Origin of the sequence: Lacrimispora sp., from assembly GCF_032078915.1 — a bacterium.
Classification (GTDB): domain Bacteria; phylum Bacillota; class Clostridia; order Lachnospirales; family Lachnospiraceae; genus Lacrimispora.
Genome location: NZ_DAMAUN010000005.1, coordinates 88,091 through 112,274, shown reverse-complemented (window position 1 = coordinate 112,274; position 24,184 = coordinate 88,091). Strand labels below are relative to the sequence as shown.

Annotated in this window: 21 protein-coding genes and 1 pseudogene; 15 read left to right on the top strand and 7 right to left on the bottom strand. The window is 46.1% G+C overall.

Features of this window, described 5'->3' with window-relative positions; translation table 11 throughout:
- Window positions 1–64 precede the first annotated feature (64 nt).
- Window positions 65–1,468 carry an ABC transporter substrate-binding protein gene (locus RT269_RS03685; protein WP_313180635.1) on the top strand — a complete coding sequence of 468 codons (1,404 nt, stop codon included), beginning with the start codon at window positions 65–67 and terminating at the stop codon, window positions 1,466–1,468.
- A gap of 223 nt (window positions 1,469–1,691) precedes the next feature.
- Window positions 1,692–3,506, top strand: coding sequence for a methyl-accepting chemotaxis protein (locus RT269_RS03680; RefSeq protein WP_313180634.1), 1,815 nt, complete (start codon window positions 1,692–1,694; stop codon window positions 3,504–3,506).
- Between the two features lie 101 nt (window positions 3,507–3,607).
- Here the strand turns inward: RT269_RS03680 and RT269_RS03675 are convergent, their stop codons facing one another.
- The 4 genes from RT269_RS03675 to RT269_RS03660 form a co-directional block, all read right to left on the bottom strand.
- Complete coding sequence (locus RT269_RS03675; RefSeq protein ID WP_313180633.1) at window positions 3,608–4,426, bottom strand: alpha/beta fold hydrolase; 819 nt, start codon at window positions 4,424–4,426, stop codon at window positions 3,608–3,610.
- A 94-nt stretch (window positions 4,427–4,520) separates the two neighbouring features.
- Window positions 4,521–5,210, bottom strand: a complete 690-nt coding sequence (locus RT269_RS03670; protein WP_313180632.1) for a hypothetical protein — start codon at window positions 5,208–5,210, stop codon at window positions 4,521–4,523.
- Window positions 5,194–6,603 (bottom strand): AAA family ATPase, encoded by a 1,410-nt coding sequence (locus tag RT269_RS03665; protein ID WP_313180631.1) that lies wholly within the window; start codon window positions 6,601–6,603, stop codon window positions 5,194–5,196. The genes RT269_RS03670 and RT269_RS03665 overlap by 17 nt, the downstream gene beginning before the upstream one ends.
- Before the next feature lie 127 nt (window positions 6,604–6,730).
- A complete protein-coding gene (locus tag RT269_RS03660; RefSeq protein WP_313180630.1) occupies window positions 6,731–7,096 on the bottom strand; it encodes a NusG domain II-containing protein in 366 nt (121 codons plus the stop codon).
- Window positions 7,097–7,413: 317 nt separating this feature from the next.
- Here RT269_RS03660 and RT269_RS03655 point away from each other — a divergent pair, with 317 nt between their 5' ends.
- From RT269_RS03655 to RT269_RS03610, 10 genes are read left to right on the top strand one after another with little or no spacing between them, the layout of a single operon-like run.
- Window positions 7,414–9,441, top strand: a complete 2,028-nt coding sequence (locus RT269_RS03655; RefSeq protein ID WP_313180629.1) for an NAD(P)/FAD-dependent oxidoreductase — start codon at window positions 7,414–7,416, stop codon at window positions 9,439–9,441.
- Window positions 9,434–10,420 carry a polyprenyl synthetase family protein gene (locus RT269_RS03650; RefSeq protein WP_313180628.1) on the top strand — a complete coding sequence of 329 codons (987 nt, stop codon included), beginning with the start codon at window positions 9,434–9,436 and terminating at the stop codon, window positions 10,418–10,420. The genes RT269_RS03655 and RT269_RS03650 overlap by 8 nt, the downstream gene beginning before the upstream one ends.
- Before the next feature lie 33 nt (window positions 10,421–10,453).
- Complete coding sequence (locus RT269_RS03645) at window positions 10,454–11,569, top strand: hypothetical protein (protein WP_313180627.1); 1,116 nt, start codon at window positions 10,454–10,456, stop codon at window positions 11,567–11,569.
- On the top strand, window positions 11,559–12,632 hold the full coding sequence (locus RT269_RS03640; protein ID WP_313180626.1) for an FAD:protein FMN transferase: 1,074 nt from the start codon (window positions 11,559–11,561) through the stop codon (window positions 12,630–12,632). The genes RT269_RS03645 and RT269_RS03640 overlap by 11 nt, the downstream gene beginning before the upstream one ends.
- 8 nt (window positions 12,633–12,640) lie before the next feature.
- The gene (locus RT269_RS03635) at window positions 12,641–14,371 is read left to right on the top strand and encodes a menaquinone biosynthesis decarboxylase (RefSeq protein ID WP_313180625.1); all 1,731 of its coding nucleotides are present in this window, start codon (window positions 12,641–12,643) and stop codon (window positions 14,369–14,371) included.
- Window positions 14,340–15,218 (top strand): UbiA-like polyprenyltransferase, encoded by an 879-nt coding sequence (locus RT269_RS03630; RefSeq protein WP_313180624.1) that lies wholly within the window; start codon window positions 14,340–14,342, stop codon window positions 15,216–15,218. The genes RT269_RS03635 and RT269_RS03630 overlap by 32 nt, the downstream gene beginning before the upstream one ends.
- Window positions 15,218–15,829, top strand: a complete 612-nt coding sequence (locus RT269_RS03625) for a UbiX family flavin prenyltransferase (RefSeq protein WP_313180623.1) — start codon at window positions 15,218–15,220, stop codon at window positions 15,827–15,829. Before RT269_RS03630 ends, RT269_RS03625 begins: the two co-directional genes overlap by 1 nt.
- A 35-nt stretch (window positions 15,830–15,864) precedes the next feature.
- Window positions 15,865–16,839, top strand: a complete 975-nt coding sequence (locus tag RT269_RS03620; protein WP_313180622.1) for an ABC transporter substrate-binding protein — start codon at window positions 15,865–15,867, stop codon at window positions 16,837–16,839.
- A gap of 27 nt (window positions 16,840–16,866) precedes the next feature.
- A complete protein-coding gene (locus tag RT269_RS03615; protein ID WP_313180621.1) occupies window positions 16,867–17,604 on the top strand; it encodes an ABC transporter ATP-binding protein in 738 nt (245 codons plus the stop codon).
- The gene (locus RT269_RS03610; protein WP_313180620.1) at window positions 17,601–18,338 is read left to right on the top strand and encodes an ABC transporter permease; all 738 of its coding nucleotides are present in this window, start codon (window positions 17,601–17,603) and stop codon (window positions 18,336–18,338) included. The genes RT269_RS03615 and RT269_RS03610 overlap by 4 nt, the downstream gene beginning before the upstream one ends.
- Before the next feature lie 26 nt (window positions 18,339–18,364).
- Here RT269_RS03610 and RT269_RS03605 read toward each other — a convergent pair whose 3' ends face one another.
- The 3 genes and pseudogenes from RT269_RS03605 to RT269_RS30325 form a co-directional block, all read right to left on the bottom strand.
- On the bottom strand, window positions 18,365–18,841 hold the full coding sequence (locus tag RT269_RS03605) for an SAM-dependent methyltransferase (RefSeq protein WP_313180619.1): 477 nt from the start codon (window positions 18,839–18,841) through the stop codon (window positions 18,365–18,367).
- Between the two features lie 117 nt (window positions 18,842–18,958).
- Window positions 18,959–19,774 carry a MerR family transcriptional regulator gene (locus tag RT269_RS03600; RefSeq protein ID WP_313180618.1) on the bottom strand — a complete coding sequence of 272 codons (816 nt, stop codon included), beginning with the start codon at window positions 19,772–19,774 and terminating at the stop codon, window positions 18,959–18,961.
- Window positions 19,775–19,784: 10 nt separating this feature from the next.
- Window positions 19,785–20,024 (bottom strand): annotated as a pseudogene (locus RT269_RS30325) (hypothetical protein); the annotation flags it as partial.
- Between the two features lie 164 nt (window positions 20,025–20,188).
- On the opposite strand from RT269_RS30325, the gene RT269_RS03595 reads away from it, so the two are divergent.
- The 3 genes from RT269_RS03595 (at window position 20,189) to RT269_RS03585 (ending at window position 24,135) form a co-directional block, all read left to right on the top strand.
- The gene (locus RT269_RS03595) at window positions 20,189–21,277 is read left to right on the top strand and encodes an extracellular solute-binding protein (RefSeq protein WP_313180617.1); all 1,089 of its coding nucleotides are present in this window, start codon (window positions 20,189–20,191) and stop codon (window positions 21,275–21,277) included.
- 96 nt (window positions 21,278–21,373) lie between these two features.
- Window positions 21,374–22,474 (top strand): ABC transporter ATP-binding protein, encoded by a 1,101-nt coding sequence (locus RT269_RS03590; RefSeq protein ID WP_313180616.1) that lies wholly within the window; start codon window positions 21,374–21,376, stop codon window positions 22,472–22,474.
- A complete protein-coding gene (locus RT269_RS03585; protein WP_313180615.1) occupies window positions 22,471–24,135 on the top strand; it encodes an ABC transporter permease in 1,665 nt (554 codons plus the stop codon). Before RT269_RS03590 ends, RT269_RS03585 begins: the two co-directional genes overlap by 4 nt.
- Window positions 24,136–24,184 lie beyond the last annotated feature (49 nt).

The window sequence follows — 24,184 nt, the reverse complement described above, 5'->3', positions numbered from 1 at the left end:
ATTTCATACATGCCCAAAGGGCAGTGTATAGAGATAAAACTATATAATTTAAAGGAGGATATCTATGAAAAGAAGAAAAAGGTGGCTTGCGGCGATTATGGCTGCTGTCATGTCCATGACTCTTGCTGCATGCGGTGGAAGCGCTACTTCCGGGGGAACCACAGCGGCAGGTTCCACAGAAGCCGCAGCCACAAAAGCGGCTGCTGACGCAAACGCTCCAACTGAGGGGGGCAAAACAGTCATCACCCTCTGGCATGCAATGGGAGGTGTCAACGGAGAGGCAACAGAAGCTCTTGTTAAAGCCTTTAATGAGTCACAGAATGAAGTTGAGGTAAAAAGTGAATATCAGGGTAACTATGATGACCTGATCACCAAGCTGAAAGCAGCCATGCAGAGCGGCAGCATGCCGGACGTATGCCAGATGTATGACATCGGCACAAAGTTTATGACCGACAGCGGCCATGCCATTCCGGTACAGGATATGTTTGCCTCTACAAACTTTGATCCTTCTACGGTTATGAATATCATCACCAGCTACTATACGGTAAACGGAAAGCAGATGTCCATGCCTTTTAATGTCTCCACTCCAATGTTGTATTACAACAAGGACGTTTTTAAGGCAGCCGGTCTGGACCCCAACACCCCGCCCAAAACATTTGACGAGGTTTTGGAATTCTCTAAAAAAATCGTGGAAAGCAAAGCAGCTCCTGTGGGCTATGCCCAGGCCATCTACGGCTGGTTCTTTGAACAGCAGATCGCCGGCCAGGGAAAATTTTATGCAAACAATGAAAACGGGCGGAAAGCACCAGCTACTGAAGTGGATTTCTTAAACAACGGAGCAGGGCTTAAGATCTTTGAAACCTGGAAAAAGCTTATGGATTCCGGTTATGTGGCTAACTACGGCAGCACCACCGCTGATACCCAGACCGCATTCTTCTCAGGTCAGACTGCCATGATCATTGAATCCACAGCAATTCTTAAAAATGCTACGGCAAGCAGCGACTTTGAGATCGGTACCGGATATCTTCCAAAGATCGATGCATCTGCTGCCGATGGCGGTGTCATCATTGGAGGCGCATCCCTGTGGATGATGGACAATAAGGATGAGGCGAAAAAGAACGCTGCCTGGAAGTTCATCGAATTTACCACCACACCGGATTCACAGGCCACCTGGAGTATGTCCACCGGATACTTCGCAGTTAACCCGGACGCTTATGAAACTCCTGCCATGAAGGATTTCATAGCTCAGAACCCCAACTTTACCACAGCCATCAACCAGTTAAAGGCTACCCCTGTCAACGGATACACCTCAGGTGTATTATCCGGAGTAGCAACCGAGTCCAGAACAATTTTTAACGAATCAATGGAGAAGACCTATGACGGCACCTACACTCCGGAGCAGGCGGTAAGTTTCCTGGCTGAAAAAGTAAATGCAGCCATTGCAAACTATAATTCATCTACAAAATAATGTTCAAAAAGCCTTCGGCACAAAAGCCGGAGGCTTTTTTCTTCTATTCCTTTCCTTTAGGGATCCGCATTCTTTAACAGATCATGAAAGCAGCCTGTACCGTTAAAAAAATAATAAGTGGATTCTTATGATTAGCCTTATCGTTCCGATATATAATATGACGCAAAACGCACTTTCCAAACTATATACATTCCGGTTAAAAAACCGGGAAAGGAACGATAAGATGAAAAAACAGAATACGAATGCCGATGATTCCGGCAAAGAAGCAGGCTCTCTGATTAAAAACTTATCTGTCGGCAAAAAACTGATTCTAGGTTTTGGCATAATACTGCTGATCATTATAGCATCTACTTCAATATCCGCATGGAACACGAAAAATCTTGGATTCCAGGTGGAACGCTATTACCGCTATACCGTACCAAACTCCAACAGCACATGGACCATGAGATCCGGGCTGGCCTCGGCACAAAAATATCTTCTTCAGGCAATTCTTGACGATGATAATCAGGCCGTACAGGATAGTCTAGCCAAGGCCCAGGAACAGGAAGAAAGCGTTTCCGGCGCATTGGAGGCCTTTGCAGGCAACCAGACTTCCAGCGCAAGAGATAACGATATCGCACAGTTAAGAGATTTGTTATCAAAGACCAAGTCCGCCAGAGAAGAGATTTCAGGGCTGCTAAAAGCTTCCTCCAAAGGAAACAGCAGCAAGGCCTATGAGTCTTATAAAAACAATTATTCACCTGCCATTGATCAGGCCGAAGAAATCTTATCAGGTTTTTCAACGATCCAGCTGCAGTTTGCCGTTTCCCAAAAGCAGGAAGCGCAGAACTTCATGAAATCAGCCTGGTTCTCCTTCTCCTTGTCTCTGTTGATTTCCCTGTTGTTTACCCTTTTCATTACCATGATCATCAGAAAATCGATTTTGGATCCTGTGAAAGAAATCGAACTGGTTTACAAGGAGATATCAAAGGGAAATTTACAGGCTCAGATTACATATGTAAGCAAGGATGAGCTGGGAAGCATGGCTGAAAACATCAGAAATACAAATGCTGCCATAACCTCCTATATCCGTGACATTACGGAAAAGCTGAACCTTCTGTCACAGGGAGATATGCGTTTCTCCATGAATTTAGACTATGTGGGGGACTTTGCAGCTATTAAAAAGGCAATTATAAAAACCGTTTCCTCTTTAAATCATACCCTCATTATGATCGATGTTGCCGCACAACAGGTAAATACAGGAACAGAACAGGTATCGGCAGGAGCACAGCAGCTTGCAGCCGGTTCCACAGAACAGGCCGCATCCGTAGAGGAACTGTCCGCCTCCATTGCAAGCATCACGGAACAGGCTGCAGAAAATTCAAAAAATGTTATTAAAGCAACCGAGTATGTCGTTCAAACCAGCCATAACGTTAAAAACGGCGGTACTCATATGAAGCAGCTTACAAAAGCAATGGACAATATCTCTATCTTTTCCGATCAGATAACCAATATAACAAAGGTTATTGAGGACATTGCGTTCCAAACTAATATCCTCTCCCTCAATGCAGCCATTGAAGCCGCCCGGGCAGGAACCGCAGGAAAGGGCTTCTCCGTAGTCGCTGACGAAGTCCGTAACCTTGCCGCCAAATCCGCGGAGGCCGCAAAGCAGACAGCAGAGCTGATACAAAATTCCGTAAACGCGGTACAGGAAGGCACTGAAATCACTGAGAAAACCGCCCAGATTCTGAATGATATCGATAAAACCACCGGCTTTATCAATGATATCGTCAATAAGATCAACCAATCGGCTTCTGAGCAGGCCTCTTCCATTGATGAGATCCGCATAGGACTGGAACAGGTATCGGCCGTTATACAGGCAAATGCAGCAACAGCTGAGGAAAATTCGGCCTCCAGTGAGGAAATGAGCGCCCAGGCCAATACACTGCGGGAAGAAGTAGAAAAATTCCAATTGGATACAGAACAAAAGCCAGAGATAAAAAGCACAAAAGAGTACGAATATGAAGCCAGAACAGAATCGTCCTTTGAAAAGTATTAAGTAAAACAGAACTCCAAAATGCCATATGAAAGGGCGTTGATCTATTAAAAATCAACGCCCTTTTTTTATGTTCTTAACAAATGGTACCGTTTACCCTCTTTCTAACAATCCCCGCTGGCGAATTCGGCCAGAACCTTATTGAATTCGTCCTTTTGGTCATAAAAGGCCCCATGACCGCTGAATTCAAAGGATTCCAGCCTGGAGTTTTTAATGCATTGATGCTGGATCTCACCCAGAGCATAAGGGACAATCTGGTCATGGATCCCATGAATGATCAGAGTTGGAACATCAATTTCCTCCAGATCCGAAAATAATACCTCTTCCAGCCAGGTATTTGCAATGGCTGCCGTCGCCCAGCCGGCTGCCTGCAGACCAAGCTGGAAAAACCATTGAGAGAACGGATAAGTAATATGCTGGAAGAAAAATATATCTCCAAAATTAGTTAACATGTTGGGGCGGTCGGCGTAAGTTCCGTTAATGATTTGAGTAACTACGTCTTTATCAACTCCATAAGGAAAGTTCGGTCGTTTAATAAGGCTTGGCGCCGCGGCAGCGAATAAAGCAAGTCTTGCTACCCCAAAGCCCCTGTGCCTTGCCATGTACCTTATGGCAATCGCCCCTCCGGTGGAATGCCCTGCCAGGGTAATATTCCTAAGTTTCAGTACATCAATGACCACTCTGACATCATCGGCCAGCCGGTCATAATCATACCCACAAAACGGCTTGTCGGAATCCCCGAATCCTCTTGTATCAATGCCGATACAGCGGAACCCCATGGCGGGAAGCACATCAAACTGGTATTCAAAAAGCTTATGGCTTCCCGGCCATCCATGAAGAAATAAAATGGTATTTTCGCAATCCGGATTAAGATCCTCTACGTAAATGTTTACATTCTTTTCAACGGTTATATAGTATCCCATGATTTCGCTCTGCACAATATGTTTATTCTATGTTATTCCCTCTCCTGAACCATCATTCCGGTTTTTTCAAATAAATACCACTTTCTCCTTCCTGTTAACCTTCTTTAAGAAGCAGATGGAGATTACAGTGCCGGTGTAATGAATTGAGGCCCTGCATAATAAAGTTCCATGTCTCACGAAAATCCCCCGGCACTGCAAAATCATCCGATGCAATAAAAGCCTGAAAGCTTTTCTGATCGGAACCATACTTATCTGCAAAAGCATCTGCATAATTTATCTTTTCATCGTCAGTCAGATTCCCATTATTGTTATGAAGCACATGTTCAAGATTCCGGGAAAAATAAAAAACAGAATACGGAATTTTACCGACTGCGTCAGCCGTACTAAGCCGGTACAGCACCTGGGACTTTCTCGAATTCCGGTCAATGACCCCCTCAGGATCTGCCGATTCGATCCGGTCATCAAAATATCGGATTGTCCCCGTTGCACTTTTAATGACCTTGTCCGCCGGAATAAACGCCCCGTCAATGTCAACAAGATGAATCACCTTAAGAATGTCTTTTTTATCAAAGCCATACCGCTTTCTTTCCACCTCTATATGCTCATAAACCGTTTTAACGGCATTGTTGCCTGATACCGACCAGTTGCTTGTCATATCGCCGTGAACCACATGGAAACGGACATCTTCTCTCTGAAATGCTTTTTTAAGAACCGGACTTAATGTCTCCTCGTCAGTGGGTCCTTCTACGATAAACAGGATTACTTTTTTAGTCTTGGCCGCCATCCCTTACCGCCTTTCCGGCACGCCTGAATGCACGGCCAATTTCCACACTGTCTGTCTCTTCATAAATAGCTTCTTTTTGACCGCCCAATATGATGCTCCGCAAATACATATCCCGCAAATTATGATTGCTCTTTATGTTCTGCAGACGAATATACCGGTTGGAAGGATTTGTGGTGGAAAAAACAATGCTGCTTTTATTTATCATTTCCAATGCCCGCAAATTATGGGATGTGAAGATCAGCTGCCCCCTTGCACCCTTTTCAAAGACAGAAAGCAGTTCCCCTAAAAGATATTCATATACCCCTGCATCCAGTTCATCAATGATCAAGCACATGGAAGCGTTGTTATAAACGCACATGAGGGCATTTAGAACAGAAATGATCTTAATGATCCCTTCCGACTCATATTTCAGGGGAATCGTAATTTCTCCGCGTTTTGAAATTAATTCGACCCTGTGTCCTGTTTCTCCCCGCTCAAGAAGCTGCTCTCCAAAATCATAAATCCCAATGGAAAGGCCGGGGATCATGGCGTCAAGAACCACATTCATCTCATGAAGGATCTTCCTGGCCATTCCAAAATGTTCTTTACTGATCACCGAGGGTTCATCAAGCCTTATAAGCAAATCACCCTTTGCGATCCTCTCACCGAGATCAAGCCGGAACGCAAACGGGATCATGAAATCCATACTGATCGCTCCTGCACGGGCATTGGAAATTACGAACAGGTTCATGCCTGCATGTTGATAAAGTGATTGGATGATATAAGCGTAATCCTCAGATGCACCTTCAGAAGCGGATAAAAATACCCCCCTGCCTTCCGGGCCGAAGATAAAAGAAACCAGATCCTTCCGTGCAATTTTTTTTGCAACGCTTAAATTTACTTTGTTTTCATCATTCTCCCGTATTAAATCTTCCAGCCGGTATTTCGGTGTAAATACCGGCCCTTCTGAATGCAGTCCGTAATCGATCAAGGTTTTTTTGCTTTCAAACTTTTCTCCAGTCCAGGCAGCGGAACAGAGGGCTTCGTGTACTATCTCAAACTCGCTTTTGGAAATCCTTTTTAACTGGACAGAATATTCAGCCATGGTTTTTTTACTGTCTGTCTGGATTATAAACTTAACGGTAATTGTACAGGTTTCCATGTCTTTGGAAATATAATGAACCACTTCCCTGGACAGGGGCCGGCCCGTTAGCAAAGTCTGAACGAACTCCATCGCTTCAATAACCGCTGTTTTCCCCGAACCATTCTGACCATAAATGCCGAGAATGTCCGCTGTTTTTGAGAAATAATCCTTATTCCCTGCAGACGGCATTATAATTCTGCCGTACTGGGTATTCTTAAATCCTTTTAATTCAATCTCACTTATGCGAACCGTCGTCTGAACCACGCCCATATCAGCTCCTTCCCTGATCCCCAGGATCAATTAGCCCCAAAACCCGTAAATATTTTTACATAACGGTACATTTTATTCCGATATTGGATATGATTCTCCAGAAACAGGAGATATATTCGGCAATTCCTTAATCTTCCCCTTCGATTGTGACAACCACCCGATTAGGCAGGCAGACAATCAGTTCCCCGCTTCTGTGGATCTTCCCTGTGCGGACACATACCTTATCAGGGCAGGAAGCTTCCGTAATGCTGGCATAACCGTCTTTAATGATCAGATGATCCGTACCGCCATACCCATCAATAACCATGTCAGCATCTTTATGAAGATCCAGGGTCACCACGGTCTTGCCGTCTACAGTGACCACCACCTGTTCCGCCGGCTTTCTGTTTTTGGCATAAAATATCCCGGAGAGCAGTCCTGATATCACCAGAATGGCGGCAACCAGGATCAGCTCTCTTTTTTGTATTACTGTTAATTTTTTTACAAATTTCATCTGTTACCTCTTATTTCTTTTAAATGTATATATCCCGAGATTTTATTATAACATAACTGCCTTGTTTATAAAATAAAAATTAGTCCAAAATCATTATAGAACACCTTGCATAGCCGGCCCGATTCTTTTCGCTCATGGAGATCTGGAATCGAATGATCGGCTTCTTTGGGAAGACGATCCTCTATCTATGTAATAAGTTACAAAAAGTGGAAAAAGTGATTGATTTACGATAAAATTATGGTAAAAATCATTCCCATATGTTATAATAATATCAAAGTGGCATTTTGCGAGCCGCTATCATACAAGGAGGGGAAGACTTGAAAAGAATAGTAGTGTTAGGTGCCGGTTATGCCGGTATTTTAACTGCCAAAAAATTAGAAAAAAAATTCCGCAAGATGAAGATGGAGGACGAGGTAAGTATCTCCATTATAGACAGGCATCCGTTCCATACCATGCTCACAGAACTTCATGAAGTGGCCGCTGGAAGGGTAGAGGAAGACAGTATCCGTATCAGCCTGAAAAAAGTATTTGCCGGAAGGAATGTGGAAATCATTACTGACACCATCAGCCAGATTTCCATTGAAGAGAAGAAGCTGACAGGAAACCAGGGGGAATACGATTATGATTACCTGATCCTGGCCGCTGGCTCTAAGCCTACCTATTTCGGTGTGGAAGGCGCAGAGAAGAATTCTTATAAACTTTGGTCTTATGAAGATGCTGTATTATTAAAAGAACGGATTCACCATGTATTCCGCAAAGCTGCCTGTGAACCGGACGAGGCGGAAAGACGCCGCCTTTTAACGTTCTACGTCGTAGGAGCAGGTTTTACCGGTGTGGAAATGGCTGGAGAACTGGCAGAATATGTGCCCTTCCTATGTGATGAGTATGAAATAGAACCGTCACTCGTCTCCATGTATAACGTAGATGTTCTAAAGCGGGCAGTGCCCATTCTTCCGGAGAAGCTGTCCGGCAAGGTAGAAAAGCGCCTGACAAAGATGGGCGTAAAAGTAATGATGGAAACCGGCGTGACCGCCATTGGCGAGGATTTCATCGAACTGAATCAGGATGGCAGGAAAAACCGTTATCCATCCGGTACAACGATCTGGACCGCCGGTATTGAAAGCGCAGATATTACAGGAGAAGCGGCCAAGACGCTTGAATCCGTAGGGCGCGGAAGAATCCAGGTAGATTCTTTCTTAAGAGCCAAAGACCACGAAGAAGTTTACGTAGTCGGTGACAATATGATGTATGTACCTCAGGGAGAAGATGCACCTGTTCCCCAGATGGTAGAAAACTGCGAGCAGAGCGCTCATACAGCCGCCCATAATCTGGTATGTGCCATTGCCGGTACAGGAGCGATGGAGGAGTATAAACCTTCCTTCCATGGCGTTATGGTATCTGTAGGCGGCCGCTACGGAGTGGCACGGGTAGGACTTCCCAATCTTATGTTTAACCTGTGTTCCTTCTTTGCCATGCTTTCCAAGCATTTTATCAATGTTATATATTTTATTCAGGTATTGGGTTGGAATAAGGTCTGGAGCTATGTGTGCCACGAATTCTTTACCGTGCGCAACCGCAGAAGCTTCCTGGGAGGCCATTTTTCCAACAGGACCCCAAGCTTCCTGCTGATGCCTCTGCGCGTTTGGCTGGGTGCTGTATGGGTATTTGAAGGCATTATGAAGATTGTTGAAGGCTGGATGGATCAGCCCATGCTGAGCGGATTTTTTGGAGGAGCCAATCAATTCTTCAATAACATTCTGGCTCCCTACGGGATCAGTGGAATCGGAGGAGCTGCTCCTTCAGCGGATGCTGTCTCCAGTGCTACTTCGGCTGCTGCAGATGCGGTAGCAAGTGCCACTGGTGCTGCTGCTGGTGCTGCAGATGCAGTTTCCAGCGGTGTTGCGGTTTTCTCCTATCATATTTTAGGATTGATCGACGCTACCCTCGTCAGTTCCAAAGGCATATCCCATTCGACACTGTCAGATTATGCCTTTAAACTGGATTTTGCTCCTATGAACTGGTTTGTAAACACTGTGATCCTGCCTAACGGCGGACTTCAGCTGTTCATGCAGCGCGGTATCGTGATTGCAGAGATCCTGATCGGTCTTGCCTTAATGGCGGGATTATTCAACTTCCTTTCCTCAGCAGCCTCCCTGGTGCTTCAGTTCATGTTCGTGTGTACGACTGGTCTTTACTTAAGCACGTTCTGGATGATTTTCGCCGGTATCGCAGTATTAGTCGGCGGCGGCAAAACCCTTGGCCTTGATTATTATTTCATGCCCTGGCTTAAGAAAAAATGGAGAAAACTTCCTTTTATAAGGAAGTGGTATTTATACAATGACTAATAGAGAAATGTTGGAGGATGCGGACAGCCTGCGGTATGGTTTTGAAGAGGCTTTCCAATTAATGGCATCAGCTGTGGAAAAGCATTTATCTTCAGCGCCTCCTGTCATCAGGACTTATACAGCCCATCTGGCAAAATCCACAGGTAAGTTCATCCGTGCTTATGGGCTGATGGCCTGTTCCATGGATGAAGAGGATAAAGTTCCTGCAGAAGCCATTACCCTGGCTTCTGCAGTAGAACTGCTGCATTTGGCCACCCTGGTCCATGATGATGTGATCGATGACGCTGATACAAGGCGGGGAATCGACACGCTTCAAAAGAGATTTGGCAAAAAGGCGGCGGTCATTTGCGGAGATTACCTCTTATCCCTGGCACTTAAACTTGCGGTTTCCATTCCTAAAAGAGACGAATACGAAGCCCTGGATATGTCCAATTATCTATGCAGGATCTGCTTGGGAGAATTACGCCAGGAAATCAACAATGGGAACCTGGATCTATCCGTTTACCGCTATCTAAGCATCATCAAAGGAAAAACGGCGGCGCTTTTTGAAGCATCCTTTCACGGCGGCGCCATGCTGTCCACAAAGGATGAGAGAAAGCTCCGCATGTACCGGAAGGTCGGCAACGATGTAGGCATGATTTTTCAGCTTATGGATGACTGCATTGATTATGAGATGGACGAAAGTGATGCTAAGAAAAACGTCCGGTCCGATTATGAAGAAGGAGTTGTCACCCTGCCTCTCATCCATGCCATGAAACAGGATGAGAACTTTTTAAAACAAGTTAAAAACGGCCTGGTTTCCGCAAAGGAACTCTATGACAGAGTTTTGGAAGCCGGCGGAACTGCTTATACAAAAGCAATGGCTGGCAGATACTATACAAAAGCAGTAAGCACCATCGGAACTCTTAATTTATCTGAGGCCAAAATGGCCAGGATCATGACCGTGGTGGATAAATCTTATTATGGTATTAAAAAATAATAATATAAAGCAACATAAGGAGGAGTTTTATCTATGAAAAAACGTGTATTAGCTTTAGGCTGCGGTCTTATGGCGGCAGCAACAATCCTGGCAGGGTGTTCATCCAATTTAAAACAGGCACCAACTACTGCAGCACCGACAGAGGCAGCAACAACGGAAGCACCTACCACACAGGCTGAGGCCACCACAGAAGCTGCAAAGACTGAAGCAGCAGGCGGCGCTCTCTCTACCGGTTATGCAGCAATTTCTTCCATCGGCAAATCCACAGAGGCAGGCGAAAAAGATGGTCTTGCAGAAGTAGATACCATGTTCGCAGCCGTATTAGTAGATGAAAGCGGTAAGATTGTAGACTGTAAAATTGATTCCGTTCAGACCAAAGTGAATTTTTCCAAAGAAGGAAAACTTCTTACAGATCTTGGTACCGTTGTGGAATCCAAGAATGAGCTGGGAGAAAAATATGGCATGAAAAAAGCTTCCGGTATCAGCAAAGAGTGGAACGAGCAGGCTGATGGCTTTGCTAAGTATGTAATCGGAAAAACTGCCGATGAAGTAAAAGGCATTGCCGTTTCTGCAGATGGTGTTGCAGACGATGCAGACTTAAAGGCTACCATCACTGTTCATATCGGAGACTTTATCGAAGTTGTTGAGCAGGCTGTTGCAAATGCTAAGAGCACAGGCGCTTTAGCTGGCGACAAGCTGGGCTATGGTATCGTTACAGGCATCAGCAAATCCAAAGATGCAGCCGCAGATGCTGATGGTGTAGCACAGGCTTATTCAACCTACACCATTGCCAGCTTTGGCGCAGATGGTAAGATTACAAGCTGTGTTCTTGACGCTTCTCAGGTCAATGTAAACTTCGACGCTGCCGGTAAGATCACCAGCGATTTAAAAGCTGCTGATTTCAAGACCAAGAATCAGTTAGGTGAAGCCTATGGCATGAAAAAAGCTTCCGCAATCGGAAAAGAGTGGAATGAGCAGGCTGCTAGTTTCGCAGCTTATGCAGTTGGCAAGACAGCCAGTGAAATCACCGGTCTTGCAATTGATGAAAAAGAAGGTGCACCTACTGATGCCGACTTAAAAGCCAGCGTAACCGTTGGTATTGGTGACTTCCAGGAAGGAATCTCCAAGGCAGAAGCAAATGCAAAATAAAAAAGTAATAACATTTATAATAATTGCCGGAACTCTGGCAGCGCTTACTATGGCGGCGGTTAATACCGCCGCCATAGGAGCTAAAAAGGATCAAAGATTTCATGCCGAGTTCTTAAAACTCTTCGATACCGTCACCCAGATCGTCGGATATGCAAAGAATAAAGAGGAATTTACCCAGATTGCAACGGACGTTCATGATGAGCTGGAGACGTACCATGAGCTATATGATATTTACAATGATTATGACGGTATAAACAATATTAAGACCATCAATGATAATGCCGGGATAAGTCCCGTAAAAGTCGACCAGAAGATCATCGATATGTTAAAGGTGGCGGAAGAAGCCTATGAAAAAACAGACGGCAAAGTAAATGTAGCCATGGGAAGTGTTCTGTCCATCTGGCACGACTATCGCACAAAGGGCATCGATAACCCGGAAACCGCCCAGGTTCCCCCTATGGATAAACTGAAAGAGGCAGCCCTACATACGGATTTCTCAAAGGTCATTATCGATGAAGATGCCTCCACCGTATACCTGGAGGATCCTGATATGAGCCTGGATGTGGGAGCCATTGCAAAAGGCTACGCCACGGAACTGGCAGCAAGATCTCTGGAAGCCAAGGGGATTGACCATGTTCTTCTCAGTGTAGGAGGCAATATCCGTGCCATCGGTATCCGGGGAGACGGAAAGTCCTGGAAGCTGGATATCCAAAATCCGGATCTTGACAGTGATAAAAAGGCCATTGATACTTTGGATTTAGACGGCTTTTCTCTCGTCAGCAGCGGTGATTATGAAAGGTATTACATTGTGGATGGGGTGAAATATCACCATATTATCGATCCTGAGACACTGATGCCTGCAGCATACTTCCGGGCAGTTTCCGTTGTTTGCAGGGATTCTGGCTGGGCAGATGCGCTGTCTACCGCCATATTTAATGTGCCCTATGAGAAGGGACTGGCTATGATTGAAGATATGGAGGGCGTAGAAGCGATGTGGGTTCTGCCGGATAGTACCATCAAAACCAGCAGCGGCTACGAAGCGTACCGCAGCCATGACCGTTAGGAGGCCATATGTCATACCGAGGACTACAGGGTTTTATTCATAAATTGGAAGAGAGAGGGGAACTGATCCGGGTGACGGAGAAAGTATCCCCTCTCCTGGAAATAACAGAGATCACAGACAGGGTCTGCAAGTCAGAAGGTAATAGTGGCAAAGCGCTTTTGTTTGAACATGTGGAGGGCTCTCCTTATCCGGTGCTGATGAACGCCTTTGGCACCGATAAGCGAATGGCCCTTTCTCTTGGAGCGGATAACTTAGACGATATCGCAGCGGAAATAGGTGCCTATCTGGATTTTGGGAATTATACATCGTTTTTAAAGCTGATCTCTTTTTCGCCAAAGCTCCTGCGCCTGTTATGCTGCTTTCCTCTCAGGAGCCGGTTTCATGTCAAAAGACCCAGCTGCCAGGAGGTTATAGAGAGAGAACCAGACTTAGAACAGCTGCCGGTTCTGCATTGCTGGCCTCTTGACGGAGGACGTTTCTTTACACTTCCACTTGTCTTTACTAAATATCCTGATACAAAGCTTCAAAACATAGGCATGTACCGGATGCAGGTGCTGGATTCCAAGACAACGGCCATGCACTGGCAGAAACACAAGGATGGGGCCGGTATTTACGAAGCATACCGGAAAAAAGGCTGTCCCATGCCCGTATCCGTTGCACTTGGATGCGACCCGGCTGTGACTTATGCTTCCACAGCTCCTCTTCCGCCGAAACTGGATGAGATGATGCTGGCCGGATTCTTAAGAAAAAGGCCGGTAAAAATGGTGAAATGCATCACCAACGATCTCTACGTGCCGGAGGATGCGGAATTTGTACTGGAAGGCTATGTAGATCCTCAGGAAGAACTGGTCTGGGAAGGACCTTTCGGAGATCATACCGGATATTATTCCCTGGCAGACTGGTATCCCAAATTTCATGTCACAACGATTACCCGTAAAAAACACCCTGTCTATCCTGCCACAGTAGTGGGCAAACCTCCTATGGAAGACTGCTATATGGCTAAGGCTACGGAACGCATCTTCCTTCCCGTATTAAAAACAGCGATTCCCGAGCTGCAGGATATCCATTTGCCATTTGAAGGAGTCTTTCATAACTGCGCAGTGATAGCGGTAAAGCCGTCCTATCCGGGAGCTGCCAGAACTGTCATGAACGCCATATGGGGCATGGGGCAGATGAGAACGGCAAAGATGATCGTGGCGGTCGATGAAACCATAGATCCAAGTGATGCGAAAGCTGTCTGGCAGGAGGTCCTGCGCTTCGCCCATCCGGAAGAAGATTTTGTTGTCAGCAAAGGGCCGCTAGATGCTCTGGACCACTCTTCCGATTATCCTTTGTATGGCGGACGGCTTGGCATAGATGCCACCAGCAGAGGCAAAGAAGCATATACCAAAGGAGCACTTGAAATCGTTTCTATCCGCAAGGAACAGCCCTGGGGCGGAAGGCAAAAAGCCCTTGCCATGCTGGAAGAAAAAAAGGCTTCCCTCATTTTAGTTGTGGACGAGGATATAGACCCGTCGGATCATTCCACAGTCATGTGGCGGGTATTCAATAATATTGACGTCACCAGAGATATGTTTACGGATGGCAGGCGGGCGGCTTTCGATGCTACAAGAAAGCGTCTGGAGGAGGGACTTTCCCGTCCCTGGCCGGAAGATATCGTGATGACGGACGAAATCAAAAAAAAGGTGTCAGCGAAATGGAGTGCTTATGGGATCGATCATAGGAAAAATAGTAAATAAATTGAATGAATACGGGAAGCTGGTCATGTTCAGCCATACCATCTTTTCCCTGGCCTTTGCCGCAGTAGCCCTGCTTGCTGTTTCAGGCGGACGGCCGGATCCAAAAGTCGTATTCTGGGCTGCCCTTGCCTTTTTAAGCGCCAGAACAGGTGCCAATGCCTTAAACCGGGTGGTGGATGCCAGGATCGACGCAAAAAACCCCAGAACAGCAAGCCGCCAGATACCCAAAGGACAGATCGGAAAAAGGGAAACCCTGGTCCTGGTGGCAGCCTGCTTTCTGGTCATGGTGTTCAGCGCCTCCCGTTTAAACCTGCTATGTCTCTTCCTTTCCCCTCTGGCTTTGTTCCTGATGACAATCTACTCCTACACGAAACGATTCACCTGGACATGCCATCTGGTTCTGGGTATCACATGCGCCTGCGCTCCCGTAGGGGCCTGGCTGGCGGTAACGGGGAAGTTTTCTCTGATACCGCTTTTCTTTGGGGCTGCCAACTGTCTCTGGACTGCGGGATTCGATATTATCTATGGTTCTCAGGATTATGAATTTGATAGGGCAAACGGACTCCACTCTATTCCGGTGCAGTTTGGCGTGAGAGGCGGATTATGGATCAGTACCCTGTTCCATGTGACTGCACTGCTTTGCCTGTGTATTGCCGGAGTACTGCTCTATCCCCAGTTTGGTGTGCTCTATGGAACCGGCCTGGGGATTATCGCGGTCCTTATGGTGATTCAGCACCGGCTGGTATCACCGGATCATCTGGAAAATGTCAATATCGCGTCCTACAGCATCAGCCAGATCACCAGTATCGTGCTTCTGGTCTTCGGAGCTTTGGATGTGTACTTATAATGAATGGAAAGGGAAAAAAGCAGACGATGAAACAATATGTAGTTGGAATTACAGGCGCCAGCGGCAGCATTTACGGCCTTCGGACAGTAGAAGCCCTGCTGGAAAGCGGAGCCAGAGTACGGCTCATCCTAACGGGAACAGGGGAAGAGGTCGTGGCCTATGAAACCGGACGAGAAGCTGGAGATTGGATCGATGATTTTAAGAAACGATTTAGAAGTCAGCTAATCCTGGAAGATAACAACGATCTGTTTTCCACGGCTGCCAGCGGCTCCCATCTGACGGATGGAATGATTATCGCACCATGCTCCATGTCAAAGCTGGCCCACATTGCGGCAGGAATTACACCGGATTTAATGACCCGGGCTGCCGATGTGGCATTAAAGCAGCGGCGTCCTCTGGTGTTGATGCCCAGGGAAACGCCCCTGTCCCAGATTCATTTGAAAAATATGCTGACTCTGGCAGAGTGCGGAGCATTTATCGTTCCCGCTATGCCGGCCTTTTACCAGAAGCCAGAATGCCTTGACGACATGGCGGATTTTATGGCCGGCCGGGTACTTGATTGCCTGGGGGTGGAAAATCGCCGGTACCCCAGATGGAAAGAAGAAGAATAAGAAATAAAGGGAACGAATAAGCAAAAGGAGAATCTATGAAAAAATCAGGAAAAAGTTCTAAGAAACATTATATATTAGGCCGAACAGGAATTCTTACGGCATTGCTTGGCTGTACAGCGGCGGTTATCCTGGGCGGATGCGCCGGCAAGGCAAAGACACCCGTCGATACCACGGTTCATCTGGGAGTCATGTATTCTTCCGATATTGTCCCCCTTACCATCATCACGGAACAGGGGCTTGACAAAAAGTACGGAGTCCAGTTGGATATGCAGGTATTCTCTTCTGCAAAGGACCGGGATGCAGCTCTTCAGGCAGGAGAATTAGACGGGGTCTTTACGGACTTCATCGGCCTGTGCATGTATCAGAATGCAGGACTGGACGTAAAGGCAACCGGATGCACTGACGGGGACTATGTACTGCTGGCTGGTAAGGATACCGGAATCACTTCCCTGGAGAACGCCGCGGGAAAAAGCATTGCAATCTCGGAAAACACGCTGATCGAGTACTCCCTGGATTATATCTTAACGAATGCCGGGTTAGATGATACCTATTTGGACAAGCAGGTGGTACCGCGGATCCCGGACAGGCTTGAAATGCTGCGAAACGGCAAGATCGATCTGGTTCTTCTGCCGGAACCATTTTCCACCCTGGCGATCAAGGATGGCGCAGTAGTTCTTGGAAGCGCCAATACCGACGGTCTGTATCCGGCCGTATCTGCATTTACAAAGAAAGCCATTGATGAAAAATCCGATACCATAAAAAAGATGTATGAGGCATACGATGAGGCGGTTAATTATCTGAATACCACGCCGTTAAAAGAGTATGAAGCCACGATCATCAAGGCGGCAGGCTATCCGGAAGAACTCACCGGAACGATTAAGCTGCCGGACTACCGGAAAAATGAACTGCCAAAGGCGGCGGACTTACAGGCAGCTGTGGAATGGGCGGCTAAGAAGGAATTATGCAACCCGGATTTAAAGCCTGACCAACTGATCGGAGAATTGAAATAGAAACCAAAGAAGAACGGGGGGAGCCAGATGCTGAAAGTAAAAGATATCTCTGTCACATATGGGAAAGGCGGGACGCATAAGGTCATTGACCAGGTATCCTGGCAGCTGGAGACCGGAACGGTCCTGGCTGTTGCTGGTCCCTCCGGCTGCGGAAAATCCACCATGGTTCACGCCCTGGCAGGTATACTGCCCTTTACGGGCTCCATCACCCTGGACGGTAACGGGCTTGACCCCAAAACGTGTTCTATCGGACTGATCCCTCAAAACTACGGGCTGCTGCCCTGGAAGACAGTAAAGGAAAACTGCCTGTTTACGGCCAAAATCCGCGGAAATACCCATAACCTGGAAATGCAGCTTTTCGGCCTGTGCAAAGAGCTGGGGATTGACGGATTATTAGAACGTTATCCAGGTACATTAAGCGGCGGACAGGCGCAGCGTGTTGCTCTTGCAAGAGCCTTTCTTATGAATCCGGAACTTCTCCTGATGGACGAGCCTTTCGCTGCTCTGGATATTGCGGCGGCTCTGGCGGCAAGGGAACTGTTTCTGCGGGTCTGGAAGGAAAAAAGGCCCACTGCCGTCATAGTTACTCATCGGGTGGAAGACGCCCTTTACCTTGCCCATAACATCGCGGTTATGAAACGGGGCGGCGGCTTCAATCTTTTCAGTAAAAATCCATGGCAGGGTGTAAAACGTCCCTCAGAAGCAGCCTATGCGGAACTTGAACAGCAGATCACGGAGAAAATCATAAAGGCGGATGAGATATGAGAAAAAAAATGTGGGTCTTTTTCAAAGGGTTTTTACTCGTAAATCTGCTCTGGTTCCTTCTCGCCGCCTTTCTGTCCACCTCTGTGCTTCCTGGCCCACTAACGGTCTATGGCAAGTTCAGCCAGGTGGTAAACGGTGGGCTTTGGCTTCATATAGGAGCCAGCTTAGGCCGTGTGGCGGCAGGCCTTTCCCTTGCCCTCCTCATCGGCGTACCTGTTGGGATTTTCATGGCCTCCTCTGCCATTGCCAACCGCCTCCTACACCCTCTGGTGTACTTTTCCTACCCGGTTCCCAAAACTGCGCTGCTTCCGGTCTGTATGCTGCTTTTAGGGCTTGGCAATGGCTCCAAAATTCTCATCATCGTCTTAACCACGGTATTCCAGATCATTGTGGCGGTCCGGGATGCGGCGGAGCATATTGATCAGGGAATTTATTATGTGGCAAAAAGCGCAGGCGCCCGCAAAGGAAGTATCTTAAAGGATATCACCCTGCCTGCGGTACTGCCGGAGCTGTTCACCAGCATCCGGATTGGAACTGGAACCTCCTTAGCCATCCTTTTAATTGTAGAAGCTTATGGAACCCGCTGGGGGATGGGCTACTACATTTTGGACGCATGGTCCAGGATTAACTACATTCAGATGTACGGCGGCATTGTCATCATGTCAGTGGTAGGAGCCGCATTATTCTGGATTTTGGATGGGATCCAGTGGGCATTGTGCAAGGGAACGAAATAACGCTTAAACCGACTATCCTCGGTAAGTTAAAAATTAAATTCCTCTTCCCAATGAAAGGTTCCTGATTTCTCCAGACTCATGGGCCAGTGGCTGCACCATTCCGGCACACGGGGAGTTTCCACTCTATCCAGGCTGGGCGTATATGGCTTTATATCAAGTACAGGTGTGCCGTCATTCCCGTCAATATACGCGATTTGAATGATGCCCTTTTCATAGTCTATATGAATCACTTGTGCTGTTGACAGTGCAATCGGATTAGGGCGGACTGGCGATCTAGTAGCGAATATGCCCATTACTGCAGGTGATCTTTTATAAGGCTGCTGGGTTTCAATGGTATTCCTCATTTGCTCGTTATCAAAGTCGCTGAACCACCAAATAACACTAAGATGGCTAAACCCATCTAACGCCTGCAAGGCAGGAATATATTTCTGTTCAAGCTCAATGAACATTCCATCTTCGTTGACGTTGATTTTACCAATAGGGTTTACATGAAATTTTTGCATTGTACGTTCCTCCACGTTATTTTTATTTTATCTGTAAATCCAATGTAAACCCTCACATCATGTGAGAGTCAATATGAAAAAAAGCGTCCTGCAAATATTTTTGCAAGACGCTTTTTGTTATATTCTTTCCAGCGGGATCTGTATTTCAGTCAAGTATGCATCGGGGCATTCCTCATTCCACGGCCCGCGGTGAACAATTTGCCTGCTTAGCCCGATCATTTTATACTGGTTATGTTCCTGCAGCCAGCTTGCAAAAGCAAGAAATGCTCCCGCAATATTTTCAAAAGGCCCATATACCATCGTACAAGCCATATTGGGAACAGGTTCCGTATTACGAAACACAAAACCGTTTTTATTTTCCCCCATCCGAGCCACAGGCGCACATATTTCCATATCTACATCTTTTTCTCTGTAATCCATATCATGATATATGGTAAAAGTATCACTCGAAACAAGAATATTATTTTTATCTGCAAAGGCCGACATTTCTTTCCACAGCTGCCCCTCTGCATAATAATCGGGAACAATGCGTCTTAAAGAAAATACCTGATAACTGGGAATGGATTTAATCGAGACATTGTAGTTTATTTCCATCTTTTCTCTTTGAATATCATTCTTTGCCAGCTCAATTTTTGATAGTTTCTCCTGTTCTGCTTTAATTACATTCTCAATTTCCAGGCGCTTATTCTCAAGCTGCTTTGCAATAAATTCATCATCCCAATGATTAAGGGCAATCGCAATTTCGGAAACATTAAAACCTAAATCGCGCAAGAAAATTATTTTATTCAAAGTGAAAATCTGCTCCGCAGCATATAACCTGTAATTGGTGAACCTGTCGGTTGCCGCAGGCATTAGCAGACCTGTTTCATCGTAATACCTTAACATACGGATTGATACTTGCGTTAATTTAGAAAACTCGCCTATTTTGAACATTGGACCACCTCTATATTGAAATTATATCCTGTATATCCTTAAACTGCAAATAAAATGCATGACCGAAGTAAACCCAATAAAAAACGGCGTTCTGCCGGTTGATCAGCAGGACACCATTTTTTATAATTATCAACCACATTCTCTTTAAAGTAAACTGATTTGCCAGACCGTTAAGTACCTTTGCCTGGGCAGACAGCTCTTCGCCTGCAGGGGCGCTTTCCTGAGCGGTTGCTGAATTGGATTGAACCACTACATCAGGCCAGTGCTTAATATGCTTAGAACAGCGGGACAGGGCATTATGTTGTGTATTTTACACCTTTGTGTGAAATTGTCGGATTTACATTTCTGACCCCCACAGCTAAAATGTAATTATCAGATAAACCAGTGAAACACCAACAGGGAGGAGAGAATCACATGAAGAAAACAGTAAAAGTTTCAGCAGTCTTATTAGCCATGGCACTGGCAGCCACCGGCTGCAGCTCCGGGAAACCGGCAGATAATAGCACGGCGGCAGATGCCGGAAAAACCGAAGCCGCCGCTCAGCCAAAAGGGGAGGAAGATCCTGTTCTGGTCGTTTATACCGCCCGGGGCGAATCCTTAAACAATGCCGTGATTCCTGAATTTGAAAAAGACACCGGCATTAAAGTCGAGGTGGTCGTCGCCGGAACCGGAGAGCTGTTAAAGAGAGCTCAGTCAGAAAAAGCCAATCCTCTTGGCGATATCTTCTGGGTCGCTGACCAGACCATGCTATCCGCATCCAAAGACCTGTTCATGGAATATGTATCTTCCGAAGACGGCAGCATGATCGATGCTTTCAAAAATACCACCGGTTACTTTACCCCTGCATTTGCAGATCCTACTGTAATGATCGTAAACAAGGACTTAAAAGGGGATATGAAGATCGATGGATTCGAGGATTTATTAAATCCTGAATTAAAAGGAAAAATCGCATTTGGCGATCCTGTAAACTCCAGTTCCGCATTCCAGTCATTACTGGCTATGCTTTACGGTATGGGCAAAGACGGCGATCCCCTTTCAGACGAAGCGTGGGCCTATGTAGACAAGTTTATCGCCAACTTAGACGGCAAGATGTGCAACAGCTCCAGCCAGGTATATAAAGGCGTGGCTGAAGGGGAATATGTGGTTGGCTTAACCTGGGAAGATCCTGCTGCCAACTATGTTAAGGAAGGTGCCGCAGTAGAAGTTGTATTCCCGGTAGAAGGAGCCATCTTCCCCGGTGAATCCGTACAGATTCTAAAAGACTGCAAACATCCGGAAAATGCTAAGAAATTTGTAGATTACATGCTGTCTGAAAAGATTCAGAATGCAGTCGGTTCCACACTGACCGTAAGGCCGCTGAGAAAAGACGCCACTCTGGCTGATTATATGAAACCTCAAAGCGAAATTAAATTATTTGATAATTATGATGAAGGATGGGTAGCAGAACACAAATTAGAGATCACCAATCTGTTCAGTGAGCACATGGAAACATCCATGGATTAATAAACTGCATCGATCCAAACAAAAGACTGCCTGAGACTCAGTCAGGGGCAGTCTTTTTGTACCAAAAAATACGGAATACGTAAGGAGACAGGAACTATGGGAGTAGCAATCAGTATAGAAAACGCAGTAAAACGATTTGGTAAAGATACCATCATCAATGGATTATCCGTGGATATTAAACCAGGGGAGTTCTTCACCCTGCTAGGACCATCCGGCTGCGGCAAGACAACCCTGCTTCGAATGATCATCGGCTTTAACAGCATCGAGGGCGGTGAGATCAAAGTAGACCAGAAGGTGATCAACGACATCCCCACCAACAAACGAAACATGGGTATGGTCTTCCAGAACTATGCCATTTTCCCCCACATGTCAGTCAGGGATAATGTGGCCTTTGGACTAAAAAACAGAAAAATACCTGCATCACAAATCGATGCCCAGGTGGATGAAATCTTGAAAATTGTTAAAATCGACCATTTAAAAAATCGTATGCCCGCCAAACTGTCAGGCGGCCAGCAGCAGCGAGTCGCCTTAGCGAGGGCCATCGTTATCCATCCCGAAGTTCTTCTGATGGATGAGCCGCTGTCAAACCTGGATGCGAAGCTTCGTGTGGAGATGAGAAATGCCATTAAACGGATTCAGCAGCAGATCGGCATCACCACCGTTTATGTAACTCATGACCAGGAGGAGGCTCTGGCTGTATCAGACCGGATCGCAGTCATGAACGGCGGTGTGATACAGCAGATCGATACGCCTAAGAACATCTACCAGCGTCCTGCAAACCTGTTTGTATCTACCTTTATCGGCTTATCCAATATCCTGTCCGGTATAACATTGGTTAAAAACGGTAAAACTTCCATTCAGATTCAGGATTATACCGTATCTATGGATCAGTTAAGCCAGGAAGTAAAAAACGGTCAGAATATCAAGGTATCCATTCGTCCCGAAGAATTCATCATCAACCAGGCAGACGGCGACGGCATCCCTGCAACTGTAAAAAGCAGTGTATTTCTTGGCATTACCACTCATTATTTTGTTGCTCTGGCAAACGGTCAGGAAATTGAAGTCATTCAAAATTCCGATATCTGGGATATCATCCCGGATGGCTCTAACATCCGTCTTGCTTTACAGCCTCAAAAGATCAACGTTTATACCGAAGACGGAAATAAAAATCTTGTGGTTAGGAGGGATCAGGTATGAGGTATGCCGGAGAAAAGAAGTTCAATATCTGGGTAGCTATGGCACTGGGGATTCTCGGCCTTTTTCTCATCTTCGTAGTCTACCCCTTAATTCTGATATTATATAAGAGCGTGCTGTCCGAGGATGGTTCCTTCAGTCTTGCATATTTCGGTAAATTCTTCGCCAGAAAATATTACTGGAGCACCCTGGTAAACAGTTTTAAAGTCACCATTGTTTCCACCCTGCTGGCGGCGGTTCTGGGTCTGGTTATGGCATATGTTCTGCGAAGTGTACGAATCAGAGGAAGTAAGTATTTAAATATCCTGATCGTCATGTCCTATCTTTCTCCTCCATTTATCGGAGCTTATGCCTGGATCCAGTTACTGGGGCGCAATGGATTTATCACCAAAATCTTAAACGATCTGTTTCATGTAAAGTTAAACGGCATTTATGGATTTGCAGGAATTGTTCTTGTCTTCTCTCTGCAATCCTTTCCACTGGTTTATATGTATATCTCAGGCGCTCTTAAAAATCTGGATAACTCCTTAAATGAAGCCGCTGAGAGCCTGGGCTGCAGCGCCATGCAGAGAGTGGTTCAAGTGATCGTGCCGCTGGTCATGCCCACCATGCTTGCCAGCTCCTTACTGGTATTTATGAGAGTCTTCTCCGACTTTGGTACCCCTATGCTGATCGGTGAAGGTTATAAGACATTCCCGGTCTTGATGTACAGCCAGTTTATGGGCGAGGTCAGTACCGATGACCACTTTGCTGCTGCACTCTGTGTCATTATCATCGGCATTACCCTGCTGTTATTCTTCTTCCAGCGCTATTTGGGAAACCGATATACCTATTCCATGACTGCTTTAAAACCCATGGAAGCAGAAAACTGCACTGGCCTTAAAAATGTATTATCCCATTTGTTTGTATACCTGGTTGTCCTCATCGCCATTCTTCCGCAGCTAACCGTTATCTTCACTTCTTTCCTGGCTACTGGAGGAGGAAGCGTATACACCGGAGGTTTCTCACTTGATAACTACCGAAACACACTGTTTTCCAAGAATAACAACGGCGCCATATTCAACACCTATTTATTCGGGCTCTGTGCCATCACGATCGTCGTGGTGCTTGGAATTTTGATCTCGTACCTGACTGTACGAAAAAAATCAATTTTGACTAATATCCTTGATACGGTCACTATGTTCCCATACATCATACCAGGCTCTGTACTGGGTATCTCATTTTTATATGCTTTTAACACAAAACCGTTTCTCCTCAGCGGCACCGCCCTCATTATCGTCATCTCACTGTCCATCCGGCGCATGCCCTACACCATCCGTTCCAGTACCGCCATCATCGGACAGATCAGTCCCAGTGTGGAGGAAGCCGCCATCAGTCTGGGCTGTTCCGAGACAAAGTCATTTGCAAAAATCACAGTACCCATGATGATGTCCGGTGTATTATCCGGCGCCATTATGAGCTGGATCACCCTAATCAGTGAACTGAGCTCTTCCATCATCCTCTATACCAGCAAGACCCAGACACTGACCGTAGCTATTTATGCGGAGGTCATTAGAAGCAACTTTGGTAATGCTGCTGCTTATTCAACCATCTTAACCCTAACCAGTATTCTATCGCTGCTTCTGTTCTTCAAACTAACGGGCAGCAATGATATAAGCATTTAGCGAAAGCAATGAGCAGTGGGAAATAAGTCATGAAAAGATTTTCGTTGTG

Excerpts from the sequence above, each read along its gene's own strand:
- RT269_RS03635 (WP_313180625.1), top strand. The coding sequence starts at position 12,641 with ATGTCATACCGAGGACTACAGGGTTTTATTCATAAATTGGAAGAGAGA.
- RT269_RS03610 (WP_313180620.1), top strand. The coding sequence starts at position 17,601 with ATGAGAAAAAAAATGTGGGTCTTTTTCAAAGGGTTTTTACTCGTAAAT.
- RT269_RS03680 (WP_313180634.1), top strand. The coding sequence starts at position 1,692 with ATGAAAAAACAGAATACGAATGCCGATGATTCCGGCAAAGAAGCAGGC.
- RT269_RS03670 (WP_313180632.1), bottom strand. The coding sequence starts at position 5,210 with ATGGCGGCCAAGACTAAAAAAGTAATCCTGTTTATCGTAGAAGGACCC.
- RT269_RS03685 (WP_313180635.1), top strand. The coding sequence starts at position 65 with ATGAAAAGAAGAAAAAGGTGGCTTGCGGCGATTATGGCTGCTGTCATG.
- RT269_RS03650 (WP_313180628.1), top strand. The coding sequence starts at position 9,434 with ATGACTAATAGAGAAATGTTGGAGGATGCGGACAGCCTGCGGTATGGT.
- RT269_RS03625 (WP_313180623.1), top strand. The coding sequence starts at position 15,218 with ATGAATGGAAAGGGAAAAAAGCAGACGATGAAACAATATGTAGTTGGA.
- RT269_RS03600 (WP_313180618.1), bottom strand. The coding sequence starts at position 19,774 with ATGTTCAAAATAGGCGAGTTTTCTAAATTAACGCAAGTATCAATCCGT.
- RT269_RS03630 (WP_313180624.1), top strand. The coding sequence starts at position 14,340 with ATGGGATCGATCATAGGAAAAATAGTAAATAAATTGAATGAATACGGG.
- RT269_RS03645 (WP_313180627.1), top strand. The coding sequence starts at position 10,454 with ATGAAAAAACGTGTATTAGCTTTAGGCTGCGGTCTTATGGCGGCAGCA.
- RT269_RS03665 (WP_313180631.1), bottom strand. The coding sequence starts at position 6,603 with ATGGGCGTGGTTCAGACGACGGTTCGCATAAGTGAGATTGAATTAAAA.
- RT269_RS03590 (WP_313180616.1), top strand. The coding sequence starts at position 21,374 with ATGGGAGTAGCAATCAGTATAGAAAACGCAGTAAAACGATTTGGTAAA.
- RT269_RS03605 (WP_313180619.1), bottom strand. The coding sequence starts at position 18,841 with ATGCAAAAATTTCATGTAAACCCTATTGGTAAAATCAACGTCAACGAA.
- RT269_RS03615 (WP_313180621.1), top strand. The coding sequence starts at position 16,867 with ATGCTGAAAGTAAAAGATATCTCTGTCACATATGGGAAAGGCGGGACG.
- RT269_RS03595 (WP_313180617.1), top strand. The coding sequence starts at position 20,189 with ATGAAGAAAACAGTAAAAGTTTCAGCAGTCTTATTAGCCATGGCACTG.
- RT269_RS03640 (WP_313180626.1), top strand. The coding sequence starts at position 11,559 with ATGCAAAATAAAAAAGTAATAACATTTATAATAATTGCCGGAACTCTG.
- RT269_RS03585 (WP_313180615.1), top strand. The coding sequence starts at position 22,471 with ATGAGGTATGCCGGAGAAAAGAAGTTCAATATCTGGGTAGCTATGGCA.
- RT269_RS03660 (WP_313180630.1), bottom strand. The coding sequence starts at position 7,096 with ATGAAATTTGTAAAAAAATTAACAGTAATACAAAAAAGAGAGCTGATC.
- RT269_RS03620 (WP_313180622.1), top strand. The coding sequence starts at position 15,865 with ATGAAAAAATCAGGAAAAAGTTCTAAGAAACATTATATATTAGGCCGA.
- RT269_RS03675 (WP_313180633.1), bottom strand. The coding sequence starts at position 4,426 with ATGGGATACTATATAACCGTTGAAAAGAATGTAAACATTTACGTAGAG.